Here is a 25,140-nt window from a genome sequence, read left to right as displayed (position 1 = left end):
AGGTCACGGAGATGACGAGCACGGTCACACCCGGTGCGCGCAAGATCCTCGACGCGGCCGCGCGCCTCTTCTACGACCGCGGCCTCACCGCCGTCGGCGTGGACCTGGTCGCCCGCGAGGCGGGCGTCACCAAGAAGACGCTCTACGACCGCTTCGGCTCCAAGGACGCGCTGGTCACCGCCTACCTCCGGGAGCGCGACGAGCGCTGGCGCGCCTGGCTGACCGCCGAGGTCGAGCGCCGGGCGGAGACGCCGTACGGACGCCTGATCGCCACCTTCGACGCGCTGGGGGAGTGGATGCGGCGGCAGAACCCGCGCGGCTGCGGCTTCGTCAACGCCGCCGCCGAACTCCCCGACCCGGGGCACCCGGCGCGTGCGGTGATCACCGGGCAGAAACGGTGGCTGCGCGGCCGCCTGCGGGAACTCGCCGTCGCGGCGGGCGCGGACGACCCGGACCGCCTCGCCGACGAGCTCGCCCTGCTGCACGAGGGCGCCATCGTGCTCGGCGGGCTGTCCGTCGCCGGTCAGGACGGTGCCGGTCAGGACGGTGCGGGCCAGGGTGGCGCCGACCCGGTCGTCACCGCCCGCGCGCTCGCGGTCCGGGCGCTGGGCGAGGCGGGCTGCCGCCCGGAGTGAAGCCCCGGGCGGGAGAGGGGCGGTGACCTGCCGTCAGCGGCGCTCGCGGGAGTGGCCGAAGAGGAGGCGATAGGCGATCAGCAGCACCAGCGAGCCGCCCACCGCCGCCAGCCACAGCGACGGGTCGACGAAGTTGTCGCTCACCGGCCGGTCCAGGAACGTCGCGGACAGCCACCCGCCCAGGAACGCGCCCGCCACCCCGATCAGCGCGGTGCCGAGGATGCCGCCCGGATCGCGGCCCGGCAGCAGCACCTTGGCGACCGTGCCGGCCACCAGCCCCAGGATCAGCCAGCTGACCACGCCCGAGTTCGCGAGCTCGGCGAGCCCGGTCGATTCCTCGTCCGCCGCGAATGCGGCGGCCGCCGTGACGAGTGCGCCGTCCATGAAGTCCTCCCCGTGTGCCAGGCGTTGCATCTCCATCATGCCCGCCGGGGAAGGAGTCAGTGCAGTCCGGGCGGGTCGACCGTGCAGAACGTCCCGCCCAGCAGCCGGGCCGCCGCCCTCTCGGTCTCCGGCGCGCCCTGTGCGGCCAGGAGCGCCGGGGCGTACGTCTCGGAGTCGTCCTCCGGGGCGTAGCCGAGTGCGCGTGCGTCCGAGAGGTCCCACACCAGGCGGGTGTTGGCCGACGAGCCGTAGACGGCCGTGTGGGCCACGCTCTCCGCGCTCAGCGCCGCGTGGACGAGGCGCGCGCAGTCGTCAGGGCTGAGCCAGATGCCCAGCTGCCGTACATCGGCGGGCTCGGCCGCGCAGGAACCGATGCGCAGCGAGACCGTCTCGACGCCGTGGCGGTCCCAGTAGAGCTGCGCGAGGTCCTCGCCGTACGCCTTGGACAGCCCGTAGAAGGTGTCAGGCCGGTGCGGGGCGCGCACCGGGATCGGAGGGGCGCCGGGGCCCGGCAGCGGCGTGAACCCCACCGCGTGGTTGGACGACGCGTACACCACCCGCCGTACGCCTTCTTCACGCACCGTCTCGTAAAGCCGCGTCGTGCCCTCGACGTTGACCCGCAGGATGCGTGCGAAGGGCGCCTCGGACGGGATCCCCGCCAGGTGCACCACCGCGTCCACGCCGCGCACCGCCCGGCGCAGCGCGGCCTGGTCGTCGAGGTCCGCGGTCACCGCCGACGGCTCGCCCGCGACCGGGCGGACGTCGAACAGCCGCAGCGTGTAGCCGTAGCCGGGCAGCCGTTCACGCAGCATGGTGCCGATGCGGCCGGCCGCGCCGGTGAGGAGAACGGTGCGGGGCGGCGGGACGGCGCGGGGCGAGGGCGAGGCGGGCGCGGTCATCGCCTCATGCTAGGGCCGTGTCGCACAGGAGCCCGGGAGCCTACGGTTGCCCGGCGGCTCCCCCCGCCCCGTCCGTCCGTCCCGCGTCCGTGCCGGTCGCCTCCAGGAAGGCCCGCAGCCGGGCCGCGACGGCGTCCGGACGGTCCTCGGGAAGGAGCGTGTAGGCGTCCGTGATCTCCTCGTGGGTGCACCGGGGCAGGATGCTTGCGAGCCGCCGCCCGTGCTCGGGCGGCATCACGCGGTCCTCCGCCGCCCACAGCACGAGCGCCGGCCGGTCGAACCGCCGCAGTTCCTCGGACCAGCGCAGGAGTTCCTCCCGCGGCGGTACGCCCAGGACGTAGCGGCGCAGGTCGCGGCGGATCGCCGCGGAGGTCCACAGCGGGCGGAACCAGGCGTCCATCACCTCGGCCGGCACCGGGCTTCTGGTCATCCACCCCCACGTCATCGGCAGCCGCCGCGCCGCGTGCAGCCGCAGCAGGCCGAACGCGGCGGCCATACCGCCGGGCAGGCGCGCCGCGGCGTGCAGATTCCGTCCCGGGAGGCCGGGCGGGTAGTTGTCGAACGCCTCGCACGAGGTCAGCACCAGGCGGCCGACGCGCTCGGCCCGGCCGTCCGCGACCAGCGCCTGCGCGCCGCCCCAGTCGCTCAGCACCAGGGTGACGTCCCGCAGGTCGAGAGCGTCGAGGAACTCGGCCACCAGGCGTGCCACGCCCATCACCGACAGGTCGGCGTCCTCCCGCATCGGGATGCGGTGTGCCCCGAGCGGCAGCGTGGGCAGCACGCACCTGTGGTCCTCGCGCAGGGCCGGGACGACGTTCCGCCAGAGGCTGCCGTCCATCGCGACACCGTGCAGCAGCACGACCACCGGTCCGTCACCGCCGGTGTCCTGATAGGTGAGGGTGCCTGCCGACAGTTCCACCTGGGGCATGAGCGGTGACTCCTTCGTGGGCCGGAGCGGGGGAGAACCGGTGCGGATGTCACATTCCGCGGGCCCCGGTCCGTCGTAACGGGTGGAGAGACGCTCCGAGAACCGTCGAAGGAGGCCTGGAGATGGCCCGCATCTCGCTCGACCCGCCGCGCTCGCTCACTGTACGCATCGCCCGGTGGTACTCGCGCCGCACCTACGGGAAGGTCCTCGACCCGATCAGCGCCATGGGCCACCACCCGCGTGCGCTGCGGGACGGCGGCCGCTTCGAACAGCGGCTCGCAGGCTGGAAGGAGCTGGATCCCGCCCTGAAGCACCTGGCCGTCATGGTGTCCGCGGTGCGGATCGGTTGCTCGTGGTGCGTGGACTTCGGCCACTGGGTCGCCGCGGAGAAGGGGCTCCCGATGGACAAGGTGCAGTACGTGCCGGAGTGGCGCGAGCACCGTGAGCTGTTCACCGAACGGGAGCTGCTCGTGATGGAGTTCGCCGAGGCGATGACGGAGACCGAGCCGGCCGTCACCGATGCCATGGCCGCCGAACTGGTGCGGCGGCTGGGTGAGCCGGCGTTCGTCGAGCTGGCCCTGATGGTGGCGGTGGAGAACCAGCGGTCGCGCCTGAACGCCGCGCTCGGCCTGAGCGGTCAGGGGTTCTCCGACCGGTGCGAGGTGCCCCTGCGACGTTCCCGGCCGGCCTGAGCGGGCGCCGCACGCACGGCGGCGGGGGCGAGACCGAGTGCGGGCCTCGCCCCCGCCGCCGCTACTGGGACGTCACTTCACCGAGGTGAAGTCACGCGCTCCGATGTACTCCGGCCGCCGTACCGGCGCCGCGAAGGGCTCCACCGCCTCGTTCTCCACGCTGTTGAAGACGATGAAGACGTTGCTCCGCGGGTACGGAGTGATGTTGTCACCGCTGCCGTGCATGCAGTTGCAGTCGAACCAGGTCGCCGAGCCGGCCCTGCCGGTGAAGAGCTCGATGCCGTGTGCGTCGGCGAACTTGGAGAGGGCCTCGTCCGAGGGCGTGCCCGCGTCCTGCATCTGCAGCGACTTCTTGTAGTTGTCCTCCGGCGTCTCGCCCGAACAGCCGAGGAAGGTCTGGTGAGACCCCGGCATGATCATCAGGCCGCCGTTGGTGTCGTAGTTCTCGGTCAGCGCTATCGAGACCGAGACGGTCCGCATCTTGGGCAGACCGTCCTCCGCGTGCCAGGTCTCGAAGTCGGAGTGCCAGTAGAAGCCCGTGGCGCCGAAGCCCGGCTTGACGTTGATCCGGGACTGGTGGACGTAGACGTCCGACCCCAGGATCTGCCGGGCACGGCCCACCACACGCGGGTCCCGCACGAGACGAGCGAAGACCTCGCTGATCTTGTGCACCTCGAACACGGTCCGGATCTCCTGCGACTTCGGCTCCACGATGGAGCGGTCGTCCGCACGCATTACCGGATCCGAGGTGAGCCGTTCCAGTTCCCGGCGGTAGGTGTCCACCTCGTCGGGTGTGATGAGGTGGTCCATCGCCAGGAACCCGTTCCGCTCGTAGCCCGCCAGGTCCGCGGCCTCGATGGGCCCCGGCGTACCCGGTCCGGACCACACGACGGGGTCCATGCGCGGAGTCGCCACCTCGGTGGCGCCACGGGTCGGGTACAGGTCGGCGATGCTGCGCTCGGGTGCGGTGGTCATGGTGTTGCCTTCCTCTCCTCTCGTACGGCCCTTTCTGTTGGGCGGATGAACCGAGTGACCCGGATGGGCCAGAACACACTCCCCCGACCCGTCCGGGAACTACTCAGCCGTCGGCGGGCTCGGTGAGAAGCGGGTACACGCCGTTCTCGTCATGGTCCTCACGGCCGGTGACGGGCGGGTTGAAGACGCAGATCACGCGGAAGTCCGTCTTCGGACGCAGCGTGTGCTTCTCGTGCCCGTCGAGCAGGTACATCGTGCCGGGAGTGATCATGTGCTTCTCGCCGGTCTCGTCGTTGGTGAGCTCGGCCTCGCCCTCTACGCAGAGCACGGCCTCGATGTGGTTCGCGTACCACATCGAGGTCTCCGTGCCGGCGTAGAGCACTGTTTCGTGCAGGGAGAACCCGACCCGCTCCTTGGCCAGCACGATGCGCTTGCTGCGCCAGGTGCCGGAGGCGGACTTCACGTCGCGGTCGGTGCCCTCGATGTCCTTGAACGAACGAACGATCACTGCGGTGGTGCCTTTCTCGGGTGGTGGCTGTCAAGGGGGCGGCCCGCCCCGCATGCGCGGGGCGGGCCGGGGCTGAGGTGGCTAGACGGTCTCACGGACGGCTCGCGCCAGAATCCGCAGACCCTCGTCCAGTTCCTCGGAGGTGATGGTCAGCGACGGCAGCAGTTTGACGACCTCGCTCTCCGGGCCGGAGGTCTCGATCAGCAGACCCAGCTCGAAGGCGCGCTTGGCGATGAGGTTCGCCTTGGGCTTGTCGTGGAACTCCATGCCCCACACCAGGCCGCGGCCGCGGACGTCCGCGACGGCGTCCCGGTGCTCCTCGGCGATGGCCTTGAGGGCCATCTCGACGTGCTCGCCGCGGGCCAGCGTCTGCTTCTCCAGCTGCGCGTCGTTCCAGTAGGTCTCGAGCGCCGCGGTGGCGGTCACGAACGCCGGGTTGTTGCCGCGGAAGGTGCCGTTGTGCTCACCGGGCTCCCAGATGTCCAGCTCCGGCTTGAACAGCGTCAGGGCCAGCGGCAGGCCGTAGCCGCCGATGGACTTCGACAGCGTGATGATGTCCGGCTTGATCCCGGCCTCCTCGAAGGAGAAGAAGCCGCCGGTCCGGCCGCAGCCCATCTGGATGTCGTCCACGATGAGCAGCATGTCGTGCCGTTCGCACAGGTCCGACAGGGCGCGCAGCCAGTGGGCGTTGGCGACGTTGATGCCGCCCTCGCCCTGTACCGTCTCGACGATCACGGCGGCCGGCTTGTTCAGGCCGGAACCGGAGTCCTCCAGCAGCCGCTCGAACCACATGAAGTCCGGGTACTCGCCGTCCAGGTAGGAGTCGAACGGCATCGGGGTGCCGTGCACCAGCGGGATGCCGGCGCCGGCCCGCTTGAACGCGTTGCCCGTGACGGCCAGCGAGCCCAGCGACATGCCGTGGAAGGCGTTGGTGAACGACACGATCGACTCGCGGCCCTTGACCTTGCGGGCCAGCTTCAGCGCGGCCTCGACGGCGTTGGTGCCGGTCGGCCCCGGGAACATGACCTTGTGGTTCAGGCCGCGGGGCTTGAGGATCGTCTCGGAGAAGGTCTCCAGGAAGGCGCGCTTCGCGGCCGTCGACATGTCGAGCCCGTGCGTGACGCCGTCCCGCTCGATGTAGTCGATGAGGGCACGTTTCAGCACCGGGTTGTTGTGGCCGTAGTTCAGCGTGCCGGCCCCGGCGAAGAAGTCGAGGTAGGTGTGGCCGTCCTCGTCGTGCATGTGGGCGCCCTGCGCGCGGTCGAAGACGGTGGGCCAGCCACGGCAGTAGCTGCGCACCTCCGACTCCACGGTCTCGAAGACACTGAGGTCGGGCGGGGTGATGGTCACAGCATGCTCCTGGGAGTGTGTCGCGTGAAGAATGAGGAAGTCTGAAGGGGTGGGCAGAGGGGCCGTCGGTGGTCGGGGCCGTGCGGTGCGAACGTCAGGGACGCCCATCCGCGGCCTGTCCGAGCGCCACGAGCGAAGGGGCCGGGCCGATCCGGTAGAGCACCTCGGAGTCGTGCCCCTCGTCGGGGAAGACCCCGGCGTCGAAGAGCACCTCGCGCTCCAGCGGTGCGCTGTGCCGCTCGGCGTAACGGCTGAACAGGCGGTTGGATGCGGTGTTGTCCGGCGTGATCGTGGTTTCGATCCCGTCGATGCCCAGTGTCTCCGCCACCCGGGAGCTCAGCCCGTCGAGCATCGCGGCGGCGAGCCCTCGCCCGCGCTGCGCCTCGTCGACGGCGACCTGCCAGACCACGAGGGTCCGCGGGCTCCGGGGGCGGAGGTAGCCGGACACGAAGCCGACCGGGTCGCCGCCCGCGTCCCTGGCCACGACCGAGGTGTCGGCGAAGTCGCGACACCACAGCAGGTAGCTGTAGGAGGAGTTGAGATCGAGCGTCCGGGAGTCGCGGGCGATGCGCCACATCGCGGCTCCGTCCTCCAGTCGAGGAATGTCGAGCTTCAGTCCCTCCGGCATTTCCAGGAAATCGCTAGGGGCACGTGCATGGTCTGCTTGTGCGGCGGTCATGGCATTCAAATTTACCGAGGAGAATCTGAAACCGCATCGCGGAAAGGGGTTCACAAGGGTGCTGTGGTGTGGTATCGCGCGCCCGCGAACCTCTTCGCGCCTGCGCGACGTTTTGCCAGTTCATGTCGGGTATGGCGGGGCGAAGTGTCCCGCCTGTGGAGTCTGTCACATTGGCATAACGACTGACCGGAGCACCCCGGAATTGCGGCTTCGGTGAAGGGATAAATCTCAATGTTTGAGAAGGAAAAAAGCGGGCAGAAGAATATGGACGGCTACGCACGATAATCGAGTCCGGATTGTGTCCGAATCCTTTGTCGTGAGCCCTGTGAAACCGAGGGTGACGGTTCATCCGCGCCCGATGGGTGCTGGAGCGTAGCAGGCTCCTCGTACAGTGCGGACATGAGCGACCGCGGAATTCTCCACATCAAGGGGCGGATCCTGGCCGGCCCCGAGGACGTACGGGACGAACTGTGGGCGGTGGACGGCCGCGTCACCTACGAGCCCCCTGCCGCAGGATCGGTTCTGGAGCCCGTCGTGGTCCACGGCTGGGCCCTTCCCGGCCTGGTCGACGCACACTGCCACGTGGGCCTGGACGCGCACGGCCCGGTGGACGACTCGACCTCGGAGAAGCAGGCGCTGGCCGACCGGGAGGCGGGCACCCTGCTGATCCGCGACGCCGGCTCGCCCTCGGACACCCGCTGGGTCGACGACCGCGAGGACCTGCCGCGGATCATCCGGGCCGGACGGCACATCGCCCGCACCCGGCGCTACATCCGGAACTACGCCCACGAGATCGAGCCGGGCGACCTCGCCGCCTACATCCGGCGCGAGGCCCGGCGCGGGGACGGCTGGGTGAAGATCGTCGGCGACTGGATCGACCGCGCCGAGGGCGACCTCTCGGCGTGCTGGCCGCGCTGGGCCGTGGAGGAGGCGATCGAGGCCGCGCACGCGGAGGGGGCCCGGATGACCGCCCACTGCTTCGCCGAGGACTCGCTGCGGGACCTGGTGGAGGCCGGGATCGACTGCATCGAGCACGCCACCGGGCTGACCGAGGACACCATCCCGCTGTTCGCCGAGCGGGGCGTCGCCATCGTGCCGACGCTGGTCAACATCGCGACCTTCCCGCACCTGGCGTCCGGGGGCGAGGCGAAGTTCCCCCGCTGGTCGGACCACATGCGACGGCTGCACGCCCGCCGCTACGACACCGTCCGCTCCGCCTACGACGCCGGCATCCCGGTCTTCGTCGGCACGGACGCAGGGGGCGCCCTGCCGCACGGCCTGGTGGCCAAGGAGGTCGAGGAACTGGTCAGGGCCGGCATCCCGCCGCTGGCCGCGCTGTCCGCGACCACCTGGGGGGCGCGCGAGTGGCTGGGCCGGCCGGTCCTGGAGGAAGGCGCCCCGGCCGACCTGGTGGTGTACGACTCCGACCCACGGGAGGACGTGCGGGCGCTGGCCGGGCCCCGTCGGGTGGTGCTGCGGGGACGCATCATCCAGTAGCGGTGGGGGAGGCCGCAGAGGCGTGGGAAGACGGCAGTGACGGGAGAATCGTTCATTCGTCCACAAACCCCACGTGTGGGTGAATCTCCGCTCTTGCGCCTCTCGGGTGACCCGTGTGCGTCAACGATGGGCTGGTCTCCGTCACCGGCACGAGCGACCCCCGGAGGGGCGCGCCGGTTGACACCAGCACCTTCGTGGGGGTTTCACACCGTGAACACAGCTGTACGCAGTCTGCTCGCCGCCGCCGTCCTGGTGGCGGCCGGCACCGCACCCGCGCATGCCACGGGCAGCGACGACGGCCGCCGGGCGGGGGACGAGGGCGCTGCCAGCGCCACCGTGCTCCGCGCCGCGCTCGACGTCGGGCTGCTGAACAAGACCGTCGACGTCCCGCTGACCAGCACCCTGAACGAGGTCACCACCCGGGACGGCGGCGGCACCGAACGCCGCACGGCGCTCACGGCGCGGCTCGACGGCGTCCAGAGCGGCGAGCCCTTCAGCGTGCTTCAGGCACAGGTCGCCGACGCCGAGGCGGGCCGCGGCGCGTCGAAGAGCTGGGGTGCCGTCACCCTGGCCGACGCCAGGGTGCACGTACCGGGGCTGCCGCTGCTCTCCGTGGTCGAACTGGAGAAGGTCACCGCGCGGGTGGAGTGCGCGGCCGGCGAACGTCCCGTCGCCGAGGCGAACGTGCTCGGCAGCGTGCGGGCACTGGGCAAGCGGGTGACCCTGACCGCGGGCGGCCCGACGGTGGTGACGGTTCCCGGCGTCGGCGAGGTGCGGCTCGAACTGTCGCGCACCGACACGACCTCGCGTACGGCCGCCGCCACGGCGCTCGAACTGTCCGTGGAGGTCGACCCGCTGGACCTCGGCGTCGCGGAGGTCGCCGGCACGCTCACGGTCGCGGAGGCGACCTGCACCGCGCCGCCCGCACCGCGCGACGAGCCGGAGCCGGAGCCGGAGGCGGAGCCGGACCCTCAGACGCAGACGGTGCCCGGCGAGAAGCGGCCCGCCGGTCCCGAACTCGCCGCCACAGGAGGTGATCCGGCCACCCACTACCTCGTCGGCGGCGCGGCGGTGCTGCTCGTCGCAGGCGCCGCGACGGTCTTCGCCCTCCGCCGCCGCGGCTAGAGCCGGCCGGCGGGTCTGCGCGGACCCCGGCTCCCCGTGGTCCGCGGCGGGTGCCCCGGCGCACGCGCGCGGCTCGCCGTCGAGCCGTCCGCGTACCCCCCTGACGCGGCCGACCACCCGTGGTGGCGCTCGCGCGCACGGTCCCCAGAGCCTGCGGCCCCGGGTCCACGGCGTCGTGAGCCGGTCGGGGACGCGTCGTCGGACACGGGCGGCGGACCGCGACCCCGCCACCGGCGACCCCGGCCGCCGGAAGCGGCGGTTCGCGGGACTCCGGGGTCTCGAGTCCTCCGGCCCTCCGTCCTCTCCGGCTCGCAGGAGCGGACGAGCGGGGCGGAGGGCCGGAGCCGTGCCCGGGGTGGCTCCCCTACAGCGTGGCGAGAGCGGCGACGAGCCGGTCGGTCGTGGCGCGGTCGCGGACCGCGATCCGCAGCCACTCCCGGCCCAGCCCCGGGAACGTGTCGCCTCTGCGCACCGCGAACCCGCGGTCCCGCAACCGCTCCCGCACGCCGGCCGCGTCGGGGTGCCGTACGAGCAGGAACGGGCCCTCGGCGGGCTCGACCGGCACCAGGCGACGCTCGCGCGGCAGCGCGGCCAGCCGCGCGGCCAGGTAGGCGCGGTCGTCCGCGAAACGTTTCGCCGCTGCTTCGGCCTCCTCCAGCGCCTCCGGCCCGCAGCAGGCCGCTGCCGCGGCCAGGGCGGGGGTGGAGACCGCCCACAGCGGCTGGTGCCGTGCCAGGCGGCGCACCTCTTCCGGGCCGGCGAGCACGTATCCCACCCGCAGCCCGGCCAGGCCCCAGGTCTTGGTCAGGCTCCGGAGGACGACCAGCCGTCCCGGCAGTCGGCCCACCAGCGGCGCCAGCGACTCGCGTTCGCCCGGCACGGCGTCCATGAACGCCTCGTCGACGACCAGCGTGCGGCCGGGCCGGGCGAGTTCCTCCAGCACGCCGGCCGGGTGCAGGACCGAGGTCGGGTTGACGGGGTTGCCGACCACCACCAGGTCCGCGTCCGCGGGCACGTCCCCCGCACGGAGCCGGAAGCCGTCCTCCGGCCGCAGCAGCATGCGGGCGACGGGGCGGCCGGCGTCCCGCAGTGCGGACTCGGGCTCGGTGAACTGCGGGTGCACCACGACCGGCCGACGACCCGCCAGCGCCCGCGCCACCAGTACGAAAGCCTCCGCCGCGCCCGCGGTCAGCAGGACGCACTCGGTCGGCAGCCCGTGCCGGGCCGCCACCGCGCGCCGGGCCGCCCGTCCGTCCGGATAGGCCGCCAGCCCGTCCAGCGAGGCGGCGATCCGGGCCCGCAGCCACTCCGGCGGGGTCCCCGCCCGGACGTTGACCGCGAGGTCGGTCAGGGCCGCGCCCTCGTCACGGGTCTCCGCGTCGCCGTGGTGCCGCAGGTCCGGTTCGTGGGCCCGTCCCTGCGGGGGCGGTCGGTCGCGAGGGACCGGACGGTCCGGACCGTCAGTGGGCGTCGGCATGCCCGGAGTTCCGCTCCGAGGCGTCCGCCTCCTCCGAGCGGCGCCGGCGGGGTACCCGTGCGCCGCAGCTCCCGCACCGCGCCTGCGGTGCCGCCGTGACCGCCTCCCGGTAGCGCTCCTCCACCAGTCCGGCCAGCCCGGCCAGTCCGGCAGGTGCTCCGCCGGAGCCGATCACGTCGGCGCTCACCACCGTGGTCTCGGGGTGCACCGCGGCCCAGCCCTCGGTCTGGAGCCGGATGCGCGCGGGTTGCGCGCCGGGGAAGAGGAAGTACGGCAGCACCACGATGCGCCGCGCGCCCAGCGCGCGGCAGCGGTCCAGGCCGGACGCCACGTCGGGTGCCGCGTGCGACACGAACGCCGTTTCCACGCCGCCGTAGCCGCGGCCCTCCCACAGCAGCCGTGCCGCGCGGTGCACCTCGGCGTTGGCCGCCGGATCGGCAGTACCGGCGCCGACCAGCAGCACCGTCGTGGCGGCACGGTCCGCGGGCGTGCGCGCCGAACCTCCCAGCGCTTCGTCGAGCCGCTGCTCCAGTACGTCCAGCAGAGCCGGTTCGGGCCCGAGAGGACGTGCGCAGAGGTACGACGCCCCGTCGCGCAGCTCCTCCTCGCGGGCCAGCGCCGCCTCCAGGGCGCGGTCGGACTCGCCGGCCGGGGCCAGCGTGAGCGGCAGAGCGACCACCCGGGTGGTGCCCGCCTCCGCGAGGTCGGTGACCACCCCGTCGAGCGGAGGCGGCGACTGTTCCCCGAAACCACCGGCGACGGGGAACTCCGGGTTGCGGGCGGCCAGTTCGGACAGCAGCGAACGGAAGGCGTCGGCACCGTCGTCGTCCTGGGGGCCGTGGCCGACCAGGAGTAGTGCGGGCGGGGTTGTCACGGGTGCTCCTCGGGTGTCGCGGACTCGGTGCGCTGCTGGTGAGACGTTACTCACCGCCCTGGATGGTTCGTCGCCCAGGGCCGTCCGGATGGGCCGCCGCCTCACCGCGGAACGCCCGGTTTCCCGCCACCGGGTGTCACCGCCGGACGCGGCCGTACGCAGCGGGCCCGCCCGGCGGCCGGGCCACGGCGACCGTGACCCGGGCGGGCCCGCCCGGGCCGGAGCTCGCCGCCGCCGCGGTGCGTTTCGTCACCAGCAGCCGTGCCCCCTCGCCCGAGGCCAGCAGCGCCGCCGCCTCGGCGACCGACGGTGTGCCCACCGCCTCCCGGGCCACCCGGGAGGGGTGCGGGACGTGGACGGCGGCGAGGGCGCCCGCCGGATAGGCCCGGAGCGGCACCCCGAGTCGCCGCGCGGCGGCGAGCAGCCCGGGCTCGCCGGCCCGTACGTCCACGGTGGCCAGGGCGGCGACGCCCACCGGCCCGTCCGCGGACGCCTCCCGCAGCGCCCGGGTGACCGCCTCCCACACCTCCTCCGGCGTCGCCCCGCGCCGGGCGCCGACGCCGACGGTCACCCGGCCCACGGGCGTGGGGCGGTGGGTCACCACCGCGCGCACCGCTCGGCGAACCGGCGGGCCAGTTCCGGCGTCCCGGCCCAGTGCACGTGCAGGTAGGAGGCGTGCACGTGCCCCTGGACGAAACCCTCGGTGCGGCGGGCCTGTTCGGCGGGCCGCACCAGTCCCCAGGCGGGGGCGGGCCCCGCTCCGGGGGCGAGGGCCGTGCGGTGGAACTCGTGCGCCCGCACCCGGGTCCCGGCCGCGGCCAGCGTGCTGTCCCCGAGCGCCACCGCTTCGCGGTAGCCGAGCGTCAGCCGGCCGGTCATCTCCGCCGATGCGTCCAGCACGCCGCACATCGGGCGGCCGTCCAGTTCGCGCGCCAGGTAGAGCAGTCCGGCGCACTCGGCGGCCACCGGCCCGCGAAACGCCGCGACGGCGTGACGGAGCGGCGTGTTGGCGGCCAGGTCGGCGGCGTGCATCTCGGGGAAGCCGCCGCCGATCACCAGGCCGCGCGTGCCGGGCGGCAGCGCCTCGTCCCGCAGCGGGTCGAAGACGGCCACCTCCGCGCCCGCCGCGTGCAGCAGTTCGGCGTGCTCGGTGTAGGAGAACGTGAAGGCCGGGCCTCCGGCGACCGCCACCACCGGGCGCGTGCCGTCGGCCACCGGATCCGGGCCGCCCGCACCCGGGCCGTGGGGCCCCACCGAGGCCGTCCCCACCGCGGTGGCCGCGTCCCACGGGGCGGCGTCCAGCGGGGGAGCACTGCGCGCCAGCGCCAGCAGGCCCTCCAGGTCGCAGCCGAGCCGCACCCGTTCGGCGAGTGCGGCCACCGACTCCACTGCGTCGGCCCGGCGTTCGGCGACCGGCACCAGGCCGAGGTGCCGGCTCGGGGTGCCCACCGCGTCCGAACGGCGCAGCGCCCCCAGCACCGGCACCCCCGCGTGATCCAGGGCCTCCCGCAGCAGCCGCTCGTGCCGGTCGGAGGCCACCCGGTTCAGCACCACGCCGCCGATCCGCACCTGCGGGTCCCAGGACGCGAAGCCGTGCACCAGCGCCGCCACCGACCGGGACTGCGAGGAGGCGTCCACCACCAGGACGACCGGTGCCCGCAGCAGCTTGGCCACCTGTGCCGTGGACGCCAGCTCGCCCTGCCCGGACGCGCCGTCGTACAGGCCCATCACGCCCTCCACGACGGCGAGATCGGCGTCCGCCGCACCGTGGGCGAAGAGCGGTCCGACGAGATCGGTGCCGCACAGATAGGCGTCCAGGTTGCGGCCGGGCCGCCCGGTCGCGAGACCGTGGTAGCCGGGGTCGATGTAGTCGGGACCGACCTTGTGCGGGGAGACCTTCAGCCCCCGTTCCCGGAAGGCGGCCATCAGCCCGGTGGCGAACGTCGTCTTGCCGGCACCGGAGGAGGGCGCCGCGACGACCAGGCGCGGTACCCCGGTCATGCCCTCACCACTCGATGCCCTTCTGGCCCTTCTGCCCGGCGTCCATCGGGTGTTTCACCTTCGTCATCTCGGTGACCAGGTCCGCCGCGTCCAGCAGGGCCTGCGGCGCGTTCCGGCCGGTGATCACCACGTGCTGGAAGCCGGGCCGGTCCCGCAGTACCTCGACCACCTCGGCGGTGTCCACCCAGCCCCAGTGCAGGGGGTAGGCGAACTCGTCCAGGACGTACAGCCGGTAGGTCTCCGCCGCCAGGTCGCGCCGTACCTGCTCCCAGCCCTCCCGGGCGGCGTCCTCGTTGCTCAGGGAGGTGTCCCGCCGGATCCACGACCAGCCCTCGCCCATCTTGTGCCAGTCGACCGTGCCGCCCTCGCCGGAGCCGCCCAGCACCCGCAGCGCCCGCTCCTCGCCGACCTTCCACTTGGCCGACTTCACGAACTGGAACACCCCGATCGGCCACCCCTGGTTCCAGCCGCGCAACGCCATGCCGAACGCGGCCGTCGACTTCCCCTTGCCGGTTCCGGTGTGCACGGCCAGCAGCGGCCGGTTGCGCCGCTGGCGGGTGGTCAGTCCGTCGTCCGGAACGACGTCCGGCTGTCCCTTCGGCATTACGCGGCCCTCCTCGGAGCCGGAACGGTCCCCGCCGTGTCGCGCAGCGAGCGCACCAGACCGGTGACGGCGTCGGCCCGCAGGTCGTCGAGCGTGACGGCCTCCGCGCCCAGAGCCGCGGCCAGTTCGGCGGCCAGACCGAGCCGGACGGGTCCCGCCTCGCAGTCCAGGACGACCGACGCGGTGCCCTCCGCCGCCAGCAGTCCGGCCGCGTGCTGCGCGCGTCGGACGGGCTCGGGCCCCCCGGTGGCACGGCCGTCGGTCACTGTGACGAGCAGCGGGCGGCGCGCCGGGTCGCGCAGCCGCTCCACCCGCAGCACCTCGCGTGCCGTGAGCAGCCCGGCTGCCAGCGGCGTACGCCCGCCGGTGGGCAGGGACTCCAGCCGCGCGGCGGCCGCGTCCACCGACGACGTCGGCGGCAGCGCGACCTCGGCGCCGGCGCGGCGGAAGGTGATCAGGCCGACCTTGTCCCGCCGCTGGTAGGCGTCCAGCAGCAGGGACAGTACGGCGCCCTTGACCGCGCTCATCCGCTTCCGCGCGGCCATCGAACCGGAGGCGTCCACCAGGAAGAGCACGAGGTTCGACTCGCGGCCCTCGCGTACGGCTTCGCGCAGGTCCTCGCGGCGCAGCAGCAGCCCCGGACCGCTGCGGCCCCGCGTCCGCTGGTGCGGCGCTGCGGCCCGCACGGTGGCGGACAGGTGCAGAGCCGACAGGGCGCCCCGCGGGGGGCGCGCACCGGAGGTGCGGCCGTGCGCGGTCCGTGCCCGCGAGCGGCGCCCGGCCGCGCCCTCGCCGAGACCCGGCACCGTCAGGACCCGGGTGCGGAACGGCTCCGAGGCGCGTGCGGGCGGGCGTTCGCCCGCCGGAGCGCCGGACTGCGGCCGGGGGGCCTGCTGTTCGGACGACGCCTGGTGTTCGGACGCCTCCTGGTCGGGCGACGCGTCCTGCTGCGCGGGCGCGTCCGGCGTGTTCTCCGCGCGCTGCTCCGGTACGCCCGGTTCGTCCGTACCGCCCCCGGGCGGCCGTCCGCCGTCGTCCGGGCCGTCGTCGCCGGAGCCGCCGTCCGGTCCGCCCGGGTCCGGCTCGGGGTCGGGATCGCCGTCCGGCCCGTCGTCGTCCCCGTGCTCCCGCAGCGTCTCGTCCAGCTTGTCCTCGTCCAGGCCGGGCGCGTCGAACGGGTTGCGCCGGCGCCGGTGCGGCAGCGCCAGCAGCGCCGCCTGGCGTACGTCCTCGGCCCGTACGTCGGTGCGGCCGTCCCACGCGGCCAGGGCGGCCGCGGTACGCGCCATCACGATGTCGGCGCGCATGCCGTCGACCTCGAACGCGGCGCAGGTCGCCGCGATCCTGCGCAGCGCCGCGTCGTCCAGCGTCACCGCGGGCAGCAGGGACCGGGCGGCGGCGATCCGGTCGCGCAGCGTCTCCTCCTCGTCGGCCCAGCGCGCGCCGAAGCCGTCCGGGTCCGCGTCGTAGGCGAGGCGGCGCCGGACCACCTCGACCCGTTCCTCCGTCTCGCGGGACGCCGCCACCTCGACGGTCAGCCCGAAGCGGTCCAGCAGCTGCGGACGCAGCTCGCCCTCCTCCGGGTTCATCGTCCCGACCAGAAGGAACCGCGACGCGTGCCGCACCGACACCCCCTCGCGCTCGACGTGCACCACGCCCATCGCGGCCGCGTCGAGGAGCGAGTCGACGAGGAAGTCCTGGAGGAGGTTGACCTCGTCGACGTACAGCACGCCGCGGTGCGCCTTCGCCAGCAGCCCCGGTTCGAAGGCCCGCACGCCCTCCGCCAGGGCGCGTTCGATGTCGAGGGCGCCGATCAGCCGGTCCTCGGAGGTGCCGACGGGCAGCTCCACCAGGGCGGCCGCGCGGTGCTCGGCGGCCGCGCCGCCGTGCGGTCCGTCGGGGCAGCGCGGGTCGGGCGCCTGCGGGTCGCAGCCGAACCGGCAGCCGGAGACGACGTCCTGCTGCGGCAGCAGCGCCGCCACGGCCCGGACGGCGGTGGACTTCGCGGTGCCCTTCTCGCCGCGGACCAGCACGCCGCCGATGGCCGGGTTCACGGCGTTGAGGAGCAGCCCGAGTTGCAGGTCCGGCATCCCCACGATCGCGGTGAACGGATACGGGGTGGTCACGCTGTGATCCTCCTGCGGGTGGTGGTCGCGGTCGTGGTCGTGGTCGGCGGCCGGCTGCGGCTCACGGCGCGCCCGGCGGGACGAACGGCAGCCCGCCCGGCGGGCCCTCCTCGATCAGCCGCAGCAGCGCGCCCGTGTCCGCGTGTTCCTCGATCAGGTCCCCCAGCCGGTCGAGTTGCTCCTCGCGCAGCCGCGCGAAGGCGGTGTCGGGAGCCGGGAGGAAGGCCCGGCCGGCGTCGGAGGCGACGCGTCGCAGGAAGGCCCGGCGGAAGGCGTCGGACTCCAGCGCGCCGTGCCAGTGCGTGCCCCACACCGGGCCGACCCGGCAGCCGTCCAGGGGGCGGCCGCCGGTGCCGTCGGTGACGAACGGCTCGCCGCCGCGCACGTCGGCGACGCCGTGGTGGATCTCGTATCCCTCGACCGGTTCGCCCAGTGCGGTGCCGGCCGGGCGGGCGAGTGTCTTCCCGGGGGCGAAACGCACCCGCACCGGCAGCAGCCCCAGGCCCTTCACGACGCCCGCACGCGACTCGACGTGGTCCTCGATGCGCTCGCCGAGCACCTGGTAGCCGCCGCAGACGCCGAGCACCGGCCGGTCCTCGGCCGCACGCCGGGCGAGGGCGTCGGCCAGCCCTCGTGCGCGCAGCCACTCCAGCGCCTTCACGGTGCCGCGGGTGCCGGGCACCACCACCAGGTCGGCGTCGGCCAGTTCCTCCGGCCGGTCGCAGAAGCGGACCACCACGCCGGGCTCGGCGGCGAGGGCGTCCACGTCGGTGAAGTTCGACATCAGCGGGACCGGCAGCACGGCGACCCGCAGCACGTCCGCGCCGTGCGGCGGCGCCGTCGACGCCTCCCGCACGGTGCCGCGCAGGGAGATGCGCAGCCCGTCCTCCTCGTCGATGCCCAGGCCGTGCCGGTGCGGGAGCACGCCCAGCGACGGGCGGCCGGTGAGCCGGTGCAGCATCTCCAGCCCCGGCTGCAGCAGCGTCGTGTCGCCGCGGAACTTGTTGACCAGATAGCCGCACACCAGCGCCTGATCCTCGGGGGACAGCAGCGCGGTCGTACCGAAGAACGAGGCGAAGACCCCGCCGCGGTCGATGTCGCCGACGACCACCACGGGGAGGCGCGCCGCCCGCGCCAGACCCATGTTGACGATGTCGTTGCGCCGCAGGTTGATCTCGGCGGGGCTGCCCGCGCCCTCGCAGATCACGGCGTCGTGGGTGGCGCGCAGCTCCTCCAGGCACCCGGCGACCGTCTCCAGCAGCTTCCGCTGCCTGTCCTCGTGGTAGCCGCGGGCGCTCAGTTCGCCCACCGGCCTGCCCATCAGGACGACCTGACTGGTGCGGTCGCCGCCCGGCTTGAGCAGCACCGGGTTCATCGCCGCGCTGGGTTCCACCCGGGCGGCGGCCGCCTGCATGGCCTGCGCCCGGCCGATCTCCGCGCCCTCCCGGGTGACGAAGGAGTTCAGCGACATGTTCTGCGCCTTGAACGGCGCGACCTTCAGCCCCTTGCGGGCCAGCCAGCGGCAGACCCCGGCCGTGACCACGCTCTTCCCGGCGTCCGAGGTCGTCCCCGCGACCAGCAGACCGCCGCCCCGCCGCACCGCGTTCACCGCCGCCTCCCCTTCCGCGCGGCCACGACCCTCACGGCCGTCGTCGTCACCAGCGCCAGCACACCGACGCGGCGGGAGAGCCGCACCGCGCGCTCGACGTCCTCCGTACGGACCGGCCGGCCACGGGCGTTGAGCACCGGCCGGTGCTCGACCCGCCCCGCGTACGCCAACGTCCCGCCCAGCTGTACGCCCAGCGCCCCGGCGAACGCGGCCTCCACCGGGCCCGCGTTGGGGCTGGGGTGGCGGGAGGCGTCCGCACGCCAGACCCGCAGGGCGCCGCTCGGGTCGGATCCGGCGAGTGCGGCCAGCGTGGCCGTCAGCCGGGCGCCGGGCCAGCCCGCCAGGTCGTCCAGCCGCGCCGGCGCCCAGCCGAAACGCAGCAGCCTGGGGGAGCGGTGGCCCAGCATCGCGTCCAGGGTGTTCACCGCGCGGAAGGCCACCAGGCCCGGCACACCGGCGACCGCTCCCCACACCAGCGCGCCCACCACGGCGTCGGAGGTGTTCTCCGCCACCGACTCGACGACCGCCCGCGCGACGCCCTCGGCGTCCAGCGCCTCCGGGTCCCGCCCGCACAGGTGCGGCAGCCGCCGCCGCGCCGCCGGCACGTCGCCCGCGGCGAGTGCGGCGCCGACCGCCCGCGCCTCGCGGATCAGCGAGGTCCCGCCGAGCACCGTCCAGCCGGCGACCGCGGCCAGCACCACCGAGGGCAGCGTCGAACGCGCCCTCCCGGCGGCCGCGTTGAGGCCCGCCGCGGCGGCCGCCACGCCGCCGGCGCACACCACGGTGCACAACGCCCCGGCACCGCGGTGGTCACGCCACAGGGCGCCTTCGGCCCGGTTCACCGCGCGGCCGAAGGCCGCCACGGGGTGTCCGCGCCGGGGGTCGCCCAGCGCGAGGTCGGCGAGGAAGCCGAGCGTCACCCCGTACGCGTACGCACGCGGACGCGGCATCAGACGACGGGCTGTGGAGCCTCGCAGGAACACGGCGAGGTGCGGGGTGGGGGAGCGGCGCAGAAGCCACGCATGGCGGAGTCCTCACTCAGGGTCCTCGCCCTGGCTCGACGTGTCCGGCGGCGAGAGTCTCCTGGCTCCCGGATCGGCGCCTCCCCGGCCTTCCAGCCCGCTGGCGGGCCGTGGCGTGTGGTGAGGGGCGCTCCCCGGTGACAGTGGCGGGACCGCGCCGGATTCGCACCGGCTTCCTCTTCTGCCGCCGTTCGGCTGCCGGAAGTCCATCACGGCCCCCCACGACCGTCAACTCGCCCCCGACCTGCGGCGAAGCAGTGTGACCACCCCCACGTCGCGCCGTCGCGTCCCGCCCGGGCCGCCTCGGGTACGCGAGAGGGGTGGGTGCGGCCCGCAGGCCGTACCCACCCCTCGGTGCGCGGGGGTTCAGGCGCCGATCAGGTAGATGCCGTACGCCACGGCGGCCGCGCAGACCGCGTAGCAGAGGTACGCGCCGATGCGGGCCGGCACGGAGGCGCTGCCGCCGTCCTTGCGCGGTGCGGAGCCCACGATGCCCAGGGTGAACACGCCGACCAGTGCGACGGAAGCCAGCAGGCTGACGCCGAACACGTTGATCAGGGCGGACCAGTGGATGTCCATGGTGAGTGCTTCGCTTCCTTCGGGTGGGGCGCGTCAGGCGCCGGAGACGGAGGCCTTGGTGCGGGCGTGCTCGGACTCCTCGTCCTGCGCGCCGTGCTGCTCGGGGACCGCGCCGGCCGGCGGTGGCGCGACGGCGCTCATCGCGGCGGCCACCACGCCCGCGTCCTGTGCGTCGGAGCGGGATTCCGGGGCGGAGTCCTCCGGCATGTCGTTGACGTTGGTGTGGTCGACCGGCTGCCGGCGCGAGGCCAGCCAGATGGCGCCGTTGACCAGTACGCCGAGGACGGCGACCACGGTCACGCCGACGTTGCCGCGCTCGGCCAGCAGCGCCGCGCCGCCCGCGACCAGACCCGCGGCCGGGACGGTGATGCCCCAGGCGGCCAGCATCCGGCCCGCCGTGCCCCAGCGGACGGTGCCGCCCTTGCGCCCCATCCCCGCGCCCATCACGGCGCCGGAGCAGGTGTGCGTGGTGGACAGCGAGAAGCCCAGGTGGGAGGAGGCCAGGATGGTGACCGCGGCGCTCGTCTGCGCCGAGAAGCCCTGCGGCGGGTGGATGTCGGTGAGGCCCTTGCCGAGAGTGCGGATGATCCGCCAGCCGCCGAGGTATGTGCCCAGTGCGATGGCGACACCGGCCGAGACGACCACCCACATGGGCGGGCCCGCGTCCGGGGCCAGCGCGCCGCCCGCGATCAGGGCGAGGGTGATGACGCCCATCGTCTTCTGCGCGTCGTTGGTGCCGTGCGCCAGGGAGACCAGCGCGGCGGAGGTGATCTGGCCGGCCCGGTAGCCCTTGCCCGCCTGCTCCTCGCTCACGTTGCGGGTGAGGCGGTAGGTCAGGCGTGTGGCGCCCCAGGCGGCGAGGCCGGCGACCAGCGGGGCGGCCAGCGCGGGGATCAGCACCTTGGTGACGACGACGTCGCCGTTGACCGCGCCGATGCCCATCGAGGCGACCGCGGCACCGAGCAGACCGCCCATCAGGGCGTGCGAGGAGCTGGAGGGGAGTCCGGCCAGCCAGGTCAGCATGTTCCAGGTGATCGCACCGACCAACGCTGCGAGGATCACTTCAGGCTGGATACCGGCGCCTTCGTCGATCAGTCCCTTGGAGATCGTCTTGGCCACCTCGACGGAGATGAACGCTCCGGCGAGGTTGAGAACGGCCGACATCGCCACCGCTGCCTTGGGCTTCATCGCCCCGGTGGAGATGGTGGTGGCCATGGCGTTGGCCGTGTCGTGGAAGCCGTTCGTAAAGTCGAACACCAAGGCCGTGACGATCACGATCCCGATGAGAAGCGTGATGTGTTCCATTCACCCAGGCAATCAGTTCGAAGGTCAGTGACCCGGTGAACGTAAGGATGGTGGGTGAACGGAAGGTGAACTGGGGCGGGCATCGGAGTGTCGCACCCGGAGGGTGTTGGTGTGGGACCCGTCACAGGCCGAACGGGAGGGACCGCCGCATGGTCCAGTCGCCCGGTGGTACAGGAAGAGACCGGAGGTGCCGATGCACAGCGAGACGAGCGGGGAGATCCCGGTGACCTGGCGGGACGCGTGGGAGCAGGTGGTGGGGGCGGCGCGCCGCACGGTCGCCGACGGGCTGGTCGTCGGCACCTCCGGGAACGTCTCCACCCGGGTGGGGGACGTCGTCCTCGTCACCCCCACCGGGGTGCCGTACGACCGTCTGGGACCCGACGACCTGTGCGCGGTGGACCTGAAGGGTGAACGCGTCGCGGGCACCCTCCGTCCGACGAGTGAACTGCCCATGCATCTGGCGGTCTACCGCACCACCGACGCCGCCGCCGTGGTGCACACCCACGCCGTGCACGCCACCGCCGTCTCCACGCTGGTCGACGAACTCCCCACGATCCACTACATGACCGCCGCGCTCGGCGGTCCGGTGCGCGTCGCCCCCTACGCCACCTACGGCAGCGACGCCCTCGCCGGCCACCTGCTGGAAGCCCTCGAGGACCGCAGCGGCGCACTGCTCCGCAACCACGGCACGCTCACCCACGGCGCCACCATGGACCAGGCCTACGACCGGACCGCGCAGCTGGAGTGGATGTGCCGGGTCTGGCTGGCCGCGGCCTCCGTGCCCGGCCGCACGCCCACCCTGCTGCCCAGGGAGGAGATCGACCGGGTCGCCGACCGGCTGCGCGGCTACGGCCAGCGGCCCCCGGCCGGATGACCCGCGCCGCGGCCGGCCGCACGCTCCGTCTCCCGGTACCGTCCCGGCGCCCCTCCACCGGCGGCCTCCGGCTGCCGTCCGGTGGCCGGAAGGAGGCGGTACGGCGGACACTCGAGGTGATGCGCACGCCCGCTGCGGCGGCCCTGGCCGCCGGCACCGTCCTGGGTACCTGCGCGGCCGTTGTGGCGGCCGGCCGGTACGCGGCCGGGCGCGCCCTGCGTCCCGCCCGCGCCGACGGGGCCGCCGTCCCGCCGGGTTTCGGGGAGCCCCTCACGCTCCACGCCCGCCTCGCCGCCCGCCCCGAACGGGTCGCGCTCACCCGCTCGCTCACCGCGGAACTCCCCGGCACCTACGGCCTCACCGGCCGGGGCGTGCGCGCCGTGGTCGGGCACACCATGCGGGAGGCCACGCACGCCGCGCCCGCGGACACCGTCGTACGCCGTCTCCTGGACGTCACCCGCGGCACGCTGACCACCGGGGCCACCGTCCGGCTCACGCCCGTCGTCCACAGCGGTGACCCGGCCGGCGCGCTGGACCTGCCGTACACCGACACGGAGATCGCCTCCGAACTCGGCCCCCTGCCCGCGTGGGCGCTGCCCGGCGAACGCGGCGTGTGGGTCGTCGCCGCACACGGGCTCGGCACCACACGGGAACAGGCGATGAACGTCCTCCCCGTGCTCGCGCGGCTCCGCCTGCCCGTTCTCGTCCCGGCCCACCGAGGGGATCCCGGCGCGCCGCGGAACCCCGACGGCGTCGGCCACCTGGGCGCGAGCGAGTGGCGCGACCTGGACGCCGCCGTCCGTCACGCCCTCGACCGGGGCGCCTCCCGCGTCATCCTGTACGGCTGGTCCACCGGCGCGACCATGGCGCTGCACGTCGCCGCGGAGTCCGCCGTACGCGACCGCGTCTGCGGACTGGTGCTGGACTCGCCGGTCCTCGACCCGGCCGCCACCCTGCGTGCGCTCGCCGCCGCCCGCGGCGTCCCACGCCCCCTGCTGTCGCTGGCGGTTCGGGCCGCCGAGGGCCGCGCCGGGGTGCGGCCGGAACCGCCGGCCGTCGCGGCGGCGCCCGAGCGGCTCGGGGTGCCGGTGCTGATCGCGCACGGACCGGGCGACGAGGTCGCTCCCTGGGGCCCCTCCCGGGTGCTCGCCGACAGCCGGCCCGACCTGATCACCCTGCACGTCGTCGGGCGGGCGCAGCACGCCGCGATGTGGAACGCCGACCGCGACGGCTACGAGGAGGCCCTCACCCGCTTCCTCATGCCTCTCCTCTGACGCCCTTCGAGGTGGCGCCCGACGCGAAGCCCGGCCACGGGTGACGGAGCGCGTCCCCGCGGGCGTTCGCCTCCGCGCAGGAACCGGCGCGGAGGGCGGGCGGGGGCAGGCGGGAGCCGCCCGGCGAAGCCGCGAGGGCCTGCGCCGTTTGGGTTTTTCCGCTCTCACCGTGAAGACTGCTCCCGTGACGTCCCGTACACCGCGAGACACCCGCCTGCGCCTCGTCCCCCGACGGCCCATCGCCGCCGCGCGCCGCACCGTGAGCGAGACGCGCGGCCGCGCCTGGCCGGCCCGCGGCTCCTCCGCGCCGCGGCCGCCCGCCGGCACTCCCTCCCCGGGGGTGCTCGCCCGGCACGCCCGGGACTGCCTGCGCGGCGCCGTGAACATGGCCCGCTGGGCGGCGGACGAACCGCCGACGGCCGGTGTCCCCACCACCGAGGCCTTCGCCCGCGCGGCCGCCGCCCTCCAGGTCGATCCCGCACGAGCCCGCGCCGACTGGGACCGGGCCCGGCTCGCCGGGCTGGTCGAGTTGCACGGCGACACCGCCCGCCCCGGCTGGCGCCTGACCGCCTGGGACCGCGACGACAGCGCGGTGCTGCGCGGCTGGGTCGCCCTGTTCGACGCCTGGTCGCTCGCCCGCCCCGCCCCGGCCGACTCGGCCGACCCGGTGCTGACCGGCGAAGTCGTGGTGTCGATGCCGCAGGTGCTGTCCCTGCTGCACCTCTCAGCCGGACCGGTCACGCTGCCCGCGCTCCTCGACCACCTCACCCGGTGCATCACCGAGTTGCGCGCCGAGCGACCGGACCACGACGCCGGGGCCGAACCCGTCGACGGCACGCTGCCCACCCTGCTGGACTGGGCGCTGGACGCCCTCGCCTCCGTCGGGGCGCTCACCCGGTGCCGTGACGAGGAGCACACCGATTCGGCCGTGCTCACCCCGCTGGGCAACTGGGCGGTGTGGACCAAGCTCGAGCAGATCTGCGTGGCCGCGCAGAGCCCGGCCGGCAACATCGAGCAGTCCGCCCCCGACATGCTGCGCGGCTGCGCCCGGCTCACCCCGGGCCCCGCGCGCTCCGAGTACCGTGCCTGGCTGGCCGCCCGCCCGGTCGGAACCGCCGTCTCCGGACTGCTGGAGGCCGCCCGCGGCGAGGACGCCCTGATCCGGGCGCTCGCCTTCGAGGCGCTCCGCGTCGTGGGCGCGCCCGCCGAGCCCGACGTACGCGCGGCCGCCGAGGAGCCCGGCCTGCGCCCGTACGCGCTGCTGTGGCTCGCCGAGCAGGAGGGCGCCGACCCGGAGGAGCTGGCCGGCGGTGCGCCGGGCGTGCTCACCCGCGAGGAGGCGACCTGGCTGTGGGTGGACACCGCCGCAGCGGTCACCGACCACGGCGAGGCGCGGCTGCTCGTCGACCACCTGGACACCGCCGTGCAGGGGACGGTGCCGGAACTGATCGACGAGGTACGGGCCGTGGGCCATCCCCGCACCGTCCAGGTGCTGGTGGCGCTGGCCGCCGCGCACCCGGACGCCGCGCTGGCCAAGGCCGTACGCCGCGCCGCGTTCCAGGTCCACACCGGAGGCGGGTGACGCGCGTAGCGCAGGAGGGCCGGCCGTAAGGCGAGCCGTGCGCGGCGCCCCGGAAACCGGGTTGCGCCGCGCCGGTACACTGACCGGCATGGCTTACCTCCTTGTGCATTAGCGGCCGTGCGCCCGGGCCCAGGGCCCGTC

The 25,140-nt window shown here is 74.3% G+C and carries 24 protein-coding genes and 1 riboswitch; of the genes, 7 read left to right on the top strand and 17 right to left on the bottom strand.

Going from position 1 to position 25,140, the window contains the following annotated elements:
- The first annotated feature begins 11 nt into the window (after positions 1-11).
- Positions 12-635, top strand: coding sequence for a TetR/AcrR family transcriptional regulator (locus K304_RS0102105; protein ID WP_027762386.1), 624 nt, complete (start codon positions 12-14; stop codon positions 633-635).
- Positions 636-668: 33 nt separating this feature from the next.
- Here K304_RS0102105 and K304_RS0102100 read toward each other — a convergent pair whose 3' ends face one another.
- The 3 genes from K304_RS0102100 to K304_RS26865 are packed head-to-tail and all read right to left on the bottom strand — an operon-like array spanning position 669 to position 2,846.
- Entirely contained in the window at positions 669-1,019 is a 351-nt protein-coding gene (locus K304_RS0102100) for a GlsB/YeaQ/YmgE family stress response membrane protein (protein WP_106965508.1), read from the bottom strand.
- 56 nt (positions 1,020-1,075) lie between these two features.
- Positions 1,076-1,918, bottom strand: a complete 843-nt coding sequence (locus K304_RS0102095) for an NAD-dependent epimerase/dehydratase family protein (RefSeq protein ID WP_027762384.1) — start codon at positions 1,916-1,918, stop codon at positions 1,076-1,078.
- Between the two features lie 40 nt (positions 1,919-1,958).
- Complete coding sequence (locus K304_RS26865; RefSeq protein WP_051307727.1) at positions 1,959-2,846, bottom strand: alpha/beta fold hydrolase; 888 nt, start codon at positions 2,844-2,846, stop codon at positions 1,959-1,961.
- A gap of 122 nt (positions 2,847-2,968) precedes the next feature.
- Between K304_RS26865 and K304_RS0102085 the strand changes: the two genes are divergently transcribed.
- Positions 2,969-3,538: a carboxymuconolactone decarboxylase family protein gene (locus K304_RS0102085; RefSeq protein WP_027762383.1), complete on the top strand. Its 570-nt coding sequence runs from the start codon at positions 2,969-2,971 to the stop codon at positions 3,536-3,538.
- Between the two features lie 72 nt (positions 3,539-3,610).
- Here K304_RS0102085 and thpD read toward each other — a convergent pair whose 3' ends face one another.
- From thpD to ectA, 4 genes are all read right to left on the bottom strand, one after another.
- Positions 3,611-4,513 carry an ectoine hydroxylase gene (gene thpD / locus K304_RS0102080; protein ID WP_027762382.1) on the bottom strand — a complete coding sequence of 301 codons (903 nt, stop codon included), beginning with the start codon at positions 4,511-4,513 and terminating at the stop codon, positions 3,611-3,613.
- Between the two features lie 103 nt (positions 4,514-4,616).
- A complete protein-coding gene (locus tag K304_RS0102075; RefSeq protein ID WP_027762381.1) occupies positions 4,617-5,021 on the bottom strand; it encodes an ectoine synthase in 405 nt (134 codons plus the stop codon).
- An 81-nt stretch (positions 5,022-5,102) separates the two neighbouring features.
- Complete coding sequence (gene ectB / locus K304_RS0102070) at positions 5,103-6,371, bottom strand: diaminobutyrate--2-oxoglutarate transaminase (protein WP_027762380.1); 1,269 nt, start codon at positions 6,369-6,371, stop codon at positions 5,103-5,105.
- 94 nt (positions 6,372-6,465) lie between these two features.
- Entirely contained in the window at positions 6,466-6,999 is a 534-nt protein-coding gene (ectA, locus tag K304_RS0102065) for a diaminobutyrate acetyltransferase (RefSeq protein WP_027762379.1), read from the bottom strand.
- A 450-nt stretch (positions 7,000-7,449) separates the two neighbouring features.
- Between ectA and K304_RS0102060 the strand changes: the two genes are divergently transcribed.
- Together K304_RS0102060 and K304_RS0102055 are read left to right on the top strand one after the other, a co-directional pair.
- Complete coding sequence (locus tag K304_RS0102060) at positions 7,450-8,547, top strand: amidohydrolase family protein (RefSeq protein ID WP_027762378.1); 1,098 nt, start codon at positions 7,450-7,452, stop codon at positions 8,545-8,547.
- Between the two features lie 210 nt (positions 8,548-8,757).
- Positions 8,758-9,672, top strand: coding sequence for an SCO1860 family LAETG-anchored protein (locus K304_RS0102055; RefSeq protein WP_027762377.1), 915 nt, complete (start codon positions 8,758-8,760; stop codon positions 9,670-9,672).
- Positions 9,673-10,036: 364 nt separating this feature from the next.
- Here K304_RS0102055 and cobC read toward each other — a convergent pair whose 3' ends face one another.
- From cobC to K304_RS0102005, 10 genes are all read right to left on the bottom strand, one after another.
- Positions 10,037-11,149, bottom strand: a complete 1,113-nt coding sequence (gene cobC / locus K304_RS26860; RefSeq protein ID WP_078528334.1) for an Rv2231c family histidinol phosphate aminotransferase CobC — start codon at positions 11,147-11,149, stop codon at positions 10,037-10,039.
- Positions 11,133-12,023: a sirohydrochlorin chelatase gene (locus K304_RS26855; RefSeq protein ID WP_051307724.1), complete on the bottom strand. Its 891-nt coding sequence runs from the start codon at positions 12,021-12,023 to the stop codon at positions 11,133-11,135. Before K304_RS26855 ends, cobC begins: the two co-directional genes overlap by 17 nt.
- Positions 12,024-12,159: 136 nt before the next feature.
- Positions 12,160-12,624 carry a cobalamin biosynthesis protein gene (locus K304_RS0102040; RefSeq protein ID WP_486591549.1) on the bottom strand — a complete coding sequence of 155 codons (465 nt, stop codon included), beginning with the start codon at positions 12,622-12,624 and terminating at the stop codon, positions 12,160-12,162.
- Positions 12,621-14,024, bottom strand: a complete 1,404-nt coding sequence (locus K304_RS0102035) for a cobyrinic acid a,c-diamide synthase CobB (protein ID WP_027762375.1) — start codon at positions 14,022-14,024, stop codon at positions 12,621-12,623. Before K304_RS0102035 ends, K304_RS0102040 begins: the two co-directional genes overlap by 4 nt.
- 4 nt (positions 14,025-14,028) lie before the next feature.
- Positions 14,029-14,628 carry a cob(I)yrinic acid a,c-diamide adenosyltransferase gene (gene cobO / locus K304_RS0102030; protein ID WP_027762374.1) on the bottom strand — a complete coding sequence of 200 codons (600 nt, stop codon included), beginning with the start codon at positions 14,626-14,628 and terminating at the stop codon, positions 14,029-14,031.
- Positions 14,628-16,754: a putative cobaltochelatase gene (locus tag K304_RS0102025; RefSeq protein ID WP_027762373.1), complete on the bottom strand. Its 2,127-nt coding sequence runs from the start codon at positions 16,752-16,754 to the stop codon at positions 14,628-14,630. The genes cobO and K304_RS0102025 overlap by 1 nt, the downstream gene beginning before the upstream one ends.
- A gap of 61 nt (positions 16,755-16,815) precedes the next feature.
- Complete coding sequence (locus K304_RS0102020) at positions 16,816-18,363, bottom strand: cobyric acid synthase (protein ID WP_027762372.1); 1,548 nt, start codon at positions 18,361-18,363, stop codon at positions 16,816-16,818.
- The gene (locus K304_RS0102015) at positions 18,360-19,313 is read right to left on the bottom strand and encodes a cobalamin biosynthesis protein (protein ID WP_027762371.1); all 954 of its coding nucleotides are present in this window, start codon (positions 19,311-19,313) and stop codon (positions 18,360-18,362) included. The genes K304_RS0102020 and K304_RS0102015 overlap by 4 nt, the downstream gene beginning before the upstream one ends.
- A gap of 127 nt (positions 19,314-19,440) precedes the next feature.
- A riboswitch (cobalamin riboswitch) is annotated at positions 19,441-19,563 on the bottom strand.
- Positions 19,564-19,751: 188 nt separating this feature from the next.
- Entirely contained in the window at positions 19,752-19,964 is a 213-nt protein-coding gene (locus K304_RS0102010) for a hypothetical protein (RefSeq protein ID WP_027762370.1), read from the bottom strand.
- Positions 19,965-19,997: 33 nt separating this feature from the next.
- Positions 19,998-21,269: an inorganic phosphate transporter gene (locus K304_RS0102005; RefSeq protein WP_027762369.1), complete on the bottom strand. Its 1,272-nt coding sequence runs from the start codon at positions 21,267-21,269 to the stop codon at positions 19,998-20,000.
- A 193-nt stretch (positions 21,270-21,462) separates the two neighbouring features.
- Between K304_RS0102005 and K304_RS26850 the strand changes: the two genes are divergently transcribed.
- The 3 genes from K304_RS26850 to K304_RS0101990 all read left to right on the top strand — a co-directional run bounded on the left by K304_RS26850 (position 21,463) and on the right by K304_RS0101990 (position 24,999).
- Positions 21,463-22,143: a class II aldolase/adducin family protein gene (locus tag K304_RS26850; RefSeq protein WP_051307720.1), complete on the top strand. Its 681-nt coding sequence runs from the start codon at positions 21,463-21,465 to the stop codon at positions 22,141-22,143.
- A 119-nt stretch (positions 22,144-22,262) separates the two neighbouring features.
- Positions 22,263-23,417, top strand: coding sequence for an alpha/beta fold hydrolase (locus K304_RS0101995; protein ID WP_027762368.1), 1,155 nt, complete (start codon positions 22,263-22,265; stop codon positions 23,415-23,417).
- Between the two features lie 184 nt (positions 23,418-23,601).
- Positions 23,602-24,999 carry a hypothetical protein gene (locus K304_RS0101990; protein WP_027762367.1) on the top strand — a complete coding sequence of 466 codons (1,398 nt, stop codon included), beginning with the start codon at positions 23,602-23,604 and terminating at the stop codon, positions 24,997-24,999.
- The last annotated feature ends 141 nt before the right edge of the window (positions 25,000-25,140 follow it).

The organism is Streptomyces sp. CNS606 (assembly GCF_000426325.1).
The sequence above is the reverse complement of the archived record's forward strand: the minus strand, read 5'-3'. Positions and strand labels throughout refer to the sequence as shown.

What these genes read in the sequence shown, in the direction of transcription:
- K304_RS0102105 (WP_027762386.1), top strand. Translation starts at nt 12, where the DNA reads ATGACGAGCACGGTCACACCCGGTGCGCGCAAGATCCTCGACGCGGCC.
- K304_RS0102100 (WP_106965508.1), bottom strand. Translation starts at nt 1,019, where the DNA reads ATGGACGGCGCACTCGTCACGGCGGCCGCCGCATTCGCGGCGGACGAG.
- K304_RS0102095 (WP_027762384.1), bottom strand. Translation starts at nt 1,918, where the DNA reads ATGACCGCGCCCGCCTCGCCCTCGCCCCGCGCCGTCCCGCCGCCCCGC.
- K304_RS26865 (WP_051307727.1), bottom strand. Translation starts at nt 2,846, where the DNA reads ATGCCCCAGGTGGAACTGTCGGCAGGCACCCTCACCTATCAGGACACC.
- K304_RS0102085 (WP_027762383.1), top strand. Translation starts at nt 2,969, where the DNA reads ATGGCCCGCATCTCGCTCGACCCGCCGCGCTCGCTCACTGTACGCATC.
- thpD (WP_027762382.1), bottom strand. Translation starts at nt 4,513, where the DNA reads ATGACCACCGCACCCGAGCGCAGCATCGCCGACCTGTACCCGACCCGT.
- ectA (WP_027762379.1), bottom strand. Translation starts at nt 6,999, where the DNA reads ATGCCGGAGGGACTGAAGCTCGACATTCCTCGACTGGAGGACGGAGCC.
- K304_RS0102060 (WP_027762378.1), top strand. Translation starts at nt 7,450, where the DNA reads ATGAGCGACCGCGGAATTCTCCACATCAAGGGGCGGATCCTGGCCGGC.
- cobC (WP_078528334.1), bottom strand. Translation starts at nt 11,149, where the DNA reads ATGCCGACGCCCACTGACGGTCCGGACCGTCCGGTCCCTCGCGACCGA.
- K304_RS0102035 (WP_027762375.1), bottom strand. Translation starts at nt 14,024, where the DNA reads ATGACCGGGGTACCGCGCCTGGTCGTCGCGGCGCCCTCCTCCGGTGCC.
- cobO (WP_027762374.1), bottom strand. Translation starts at nt 14,628, where the DNA reads ATGCCGAAGGGACAGCCGGACGTCGTTCCGGACGACGGACTGACCACC.
- K304_RS0102015 (WP_027762371.1), bottom strand. Translation starts at nt 19,313, where the DNA reads ATGCCGCGTCCGCGTGCGTACGCGTACGGGGTGACGCTCGGCTTCCTC.
- K304_RS0102010 (WP_027762370.1), bottom strand. Translation starts at nt 19,964, where the DNA reads ATGGACATCCACTGGTCCGCCCTGATCAACGTGTTCGGCGTCAGCCTG.
- K304_RS0102005 (WP_027762369.1), bottom strand. Translation starts at nt 21,269, where the DNA reads ATGGAACACATCACGCTTCTCATCGGGATCGTGATCGTCACGGCCTTG.
- K304_RS26850 (WP_051307720.1), top strand. Translation starts at nt 21,463, where the DNA reads ATGCACAGCGAGACGAGCGGGGAGATCCCGGTGACCTGGCGGGACGCG.
- K304_RS0101995 (WP_027762368.1), top strand. Translation starts at nt 22,263, where the DNA reads ATGCGCACGCCCGCTGCGGCGGCCCTGGCCGCCGGCACCGTCCTGGGT.